The organism is Archangium sp. (assembly GCF_036389735.1).
Taxonomy (GTDB): Bacteria; Myxococcota; Myxococcia; order Myxococcales; family Myxococcaceae; genus Archangium.
This window is the reverse complement of sequence record NZ_DASVWK010000075.1, coordinates 1-3,584: the sequence shown is the minus strand read 5'-3', so window position 1 is coordinate 3,584 and position 3,584 is coordinate 1. Positions and strand designations below refer to the sequence as shown.

The 3,584-nt window shown below is 66.2% G+C and carries 3 protein-coding genes; 2 read left to right on the top strand and 1 reads right to left on the bottom strand.

Features of this window, described 5'->3' with window-relative positions; all coding sequences use genetic code 11:
* Positions 1 to 556: hypothetical protein (locus VF794_RS03045; protein WP_331107523.1), on the top strand; the 556-nt coding region annotated here is incomplete at its 5' end.
* A 24-nt stretch (positions 557 to 580) separates the two neighbouring features.
* On the opposite strand, the gene VF794_RS03040 is transcribed toward VF794_RS03045, so the two are convergent.
* Positions 581 to 2,527, bottom strand: coding sequence for a M4 family metallopeptidase (locus tag VF794_RS03040; protein WP_331107521.1), 1,947 nt, complete (start codon positions 2,525 to 2,527; stop codon positions 581 to 583).
* A 400-nt stretch (positions 2,528 to 2,927) separates the two neighbouring features.
* Between VF794_RS03040 and VF794_RS03035 the strand changes: the two genes are divergently transcribed.
* The gene (locus tag VF794_RS03035; RefSeq protein ID WP_331107519.1) at positions 2,928 to 3,572 is read left to right on the top strand and encodes a hypothetical protein; all 645 of its coding nucleotides are present in this window, start codon (positions 2,928 to 2,930) and stop codon (positions 3,570 to 3,572) included.
* Positions 3,573 to 3,584 lie beyond the last annotated feature (12 nt).

Sequence of the window (3,584 nt, the reverse complement as noted above, 5' to 3'; positions counted from 1 at the left end):
GGTGGAGCAGACCCCTTGGGCCGTGGCTCCCGACAAGCACTCCGTGGAGACGGTGGTGTGCACGTTCGAGGAGGTCCGCGAGGGAGTGGAGCGCATGGCCCAGGCGCTCTCCGGCGCCCCCGAGCCTCGCCCCCTGTGGCGCCTGGGGCTGGCGCTGACGGGTGCCGCGGCGGTGTGCGCGCTGGTCTTCGCCCTGGGCCGTCTGGCGCCCGTGTCCCCACCGCCCGTGGGCCCGGAGGCGTTGGCGAGCGCCGAGCCCGCGCCCATGAGCCCCGAGGTGCCGATGGATACGGAGCTGCCCCCCAAGGGCATTTCGTTCGGCGGCATCGCGGACGGGGGGCCACCGGTCCTCGCCTACCCTTTTCCACGCAAGCCCTACAAAGGGCAGAAGCGCCCTCCCTGCACACCTCGAATGGAGGTGGAGATCAACGGGGGCTGCTGGGTGCCTCACGAACTGAAGGCCCCGTGCCCGGAGGAACTCCACGAGTACCAGGGCAAGTGCTACACGGTCGCCGTTCCCCCTCTCCCGCAGCTGCCCCAATCGCTTGAGGAGTGAGTGGCGCGGGGCGCTCCTGGCATTTCAGTAGGTGCCTTTCATGGCCACACCGGTGTACGGGAGGTAGCCGTAGGAGCAGACGTGCCAGGTGCCCGCCGATGGGTTGTTGAGGGTACACGACTCGGTGCTGCTCCACAGATGGGGACGGCAGTCATAGGTGGTGGTGCTGGGGGCGGAGCCGAACCGGACGTACAGCTCCGCGTCACCCGTGCTGCCCGTCTTGGCGCTCTGATTGAACACCACCCGTGTCCTGCCGGTCGGCACCTGGAGCGTCCAACACTTCCAAGTGCCCGCGATGCCAGAGTACGGGGCCGTCTCCACACCGCTGGTCAGTGCGTTACCCGTGGTGGGTGGGGGGGGGAGGGTGACCCCCACGCCCACTGCTTCCCAGGCTTTCGTCACGGCCGCCACGGTGGCCGCATCGTAACCGAGCTGTTGAGCGGCCTGCTCGGTGGCCGTCTTCGCGCCCGCGAACTGGGTCGACGCCGTCAGGATGTCCGTGTTGGCTTTGTAGAAGATGCGGGCGGCCTTCTCGAGACCAATGCCCGGAACGTGGACAGTCGTCTTGCCGCGAGGGTGCGTGCCTCCCTGCGAAAGGAGATAGAAGGCCAGATTGGCGATGCCCGAGTTGCGGTGCACGCCGCCATTGTCGGCGCTTCCCGTATAACGCTCGGGATAGTAGTCCGTCGATGATCCATCCTGGGTGGGGTTGGCCATGTAGCGCAGCGCATCATTGGGAATGGTCGGCGTCCAGATGTCCTCGCCAATCTTCCAGACATCCGCGTCCGTGGACCCGGCGCGAGACCAGCTCTCACAGACAGCGGCGAAGATATCGCTCAGGCTCTCGTTGAGCGCGCCGGACTCGCCCGAGTAGATGAGGTCGGATTCGAAGTCCGTCACGGCGTGAGTCAGCTCGTGGACGGTCACGTCCAGGTCCATGCCGAGCGGTCCAGAACGCGAGGAGTAGCCGTCGCCGTACACCAGTTGCTGGCCATTCCAGAAAGCATCGACGTAGTTGATGCTGTAATGGACGCTGCTGGTCAGGGGCGCGCCGGCCCGGTCGTACGAGTCGCGGCCGAAGAGCGTGCTGTAGCACTGATAGGTCGTGCCCAGATGCTCGTAGTGCACGTCCGCGTGGGCGTCACCCGAGGCCACGCCGCCCTCGCCGCGCTGGAGGGTCCCCGGGAGCGTGGTGCCCATGTTGGCCGAGTGCACCATCCGATTCAGGGCCGTGTGGATTTGCGGATTGCGTAACAACTCCGAGCCATCCTCCGCATCCACATACACCCAATCCAACACCGGGGTGCCATCGCGCTGCTCGCCGCGGATGCGCACCTCGTAGGCCAGACGCGGCTTCTGGTCCTCGCCGCGCGCGTACACCAGACGGGGAGGGGTCTCGCTGACCACGCCCCGGGCGTCCGTGGAGGCACGGGCCGTCGAGGCCGCCGCCTCGGCCGAGATGCGCGGCTGGACGGGAGCGCGTGCGCCATCTCCCGCCGAGCCGTTGACGGCATACACCCTGCCCGTCTCGTCCAGATGCACACGCAGTTGGCTGTACACGACCTCCAGTCCATTCTGGGTCTGGTCGTACAGCAGGTGCAGATGGCCCTGCTCGTCCGGACTGACGCGCCGGAGAACGAGCTCCTCCGCGCGCAGCTGGAACAGGGGGGCGATCGTGGACAGCGCGTCGCGCATGCCCCTCTGCACGGCGGATGGGGCCGAGTCCGGGCCAATACCGGTCGCCTGGCCCAGTTCGCCCTTGATGAAGGCCGGGGTTCCGTCCCGGTGGGTTTCCAGGACGCGCACCCGGCCGCCCAACGCGTTCATCGCCGTGTGGATGGACGTGCCGGCCTCCTCCTGCTCGAGACGGACGCCAGACCCTTCTTCCTGTTCTCCTCCTGGAGAGCAACTGGTGAGGGCCAGGCCGGCCCAGAGGGCGCAGCACGTCGTCAGCAAGAAGCGATCAACCACCAAGACACCTCGAGGAAGCCGCGTGATTCCTGGCAAGAGGAAGACTTGCCAGGGATTGAGTGGGAAGCGGCAGCGCCCATGAGTACCGTCGTGCGTCGCGAAGAACTCCTTGAGGGCCTTCGTTCCCACCGCCTGCTGCCCCGCGCGGCTTGCGAGCGGCGCGTGTCGGGCGCCGGGCACTCAGCCGGCCCTCTATCCGCTCGCCCGAGCATGGAGCAGGCGCGATGTCCGAGGCGTCCAGGGCCAAGACGAGGTGTATTCCGGAAGGGTTCTGGGTTTCCAATGCACCCGCTTCCCCCGGGACCCGGCGAGTTTCTGACTTGGTTTTACCGAGGGAGCAGGTTGAAAAGGGCCACAACCCCTCCCACCTCATACGTGGACAATCAAACAGGAGCGTCGGATGTCCCTGAAGAGGGTACTGGTGGCTTTGATGGGAGTTGCGGTCTTTGGAACCTTCTCTGTCACGGATGCGGCGGAGAACGCACCACGGAAAGACGAGAACCAGCAGAGCAATCAGAAGAAAGCCGACGAGGTGATGACGAAAGCGCAGCAGCAGGTGCCTCAACTGGGACGGGTCATGAGCGAGCTCCGCGGCCCCGACGACCATGACCGGGCCACGGCCGCGCTGGGATTGGAGGCGACTCTTGCCAATTTCCACATGAGGTCGACGGTGACGACTCCGCTCGGGCCCGCGCTGCACATCCCCGTCCAGATCTCCAAGCGTGACGGGGGGCGCAAGTCGCTCTACTTCATCAAGACCGGTGAGCAGGTCATCGCCGGCGTTTATGTGATTGGCTCCGAGCTGTATTACAGGGCCGTCCGGCGAGACTCGGGGGAGCACGTTCCGGCGGAGACCGGTGACCTGTTCACGGAGTCCATCCTCAGTACGGATGGAGCGGTCGTTCACGAAAGCCAGGGGCGGCTTCAAATCCTCGACTTCAGCCGAGGCATGGGCATGCTGGAGCCGGTCGCGGGGGGCAACTCGCTGGCGGCGCCGGATGCAAGTGTCTGGGTTGGATGGAGTTTCGTCAAAGTCGAATGGTGATCGCCAGACGCG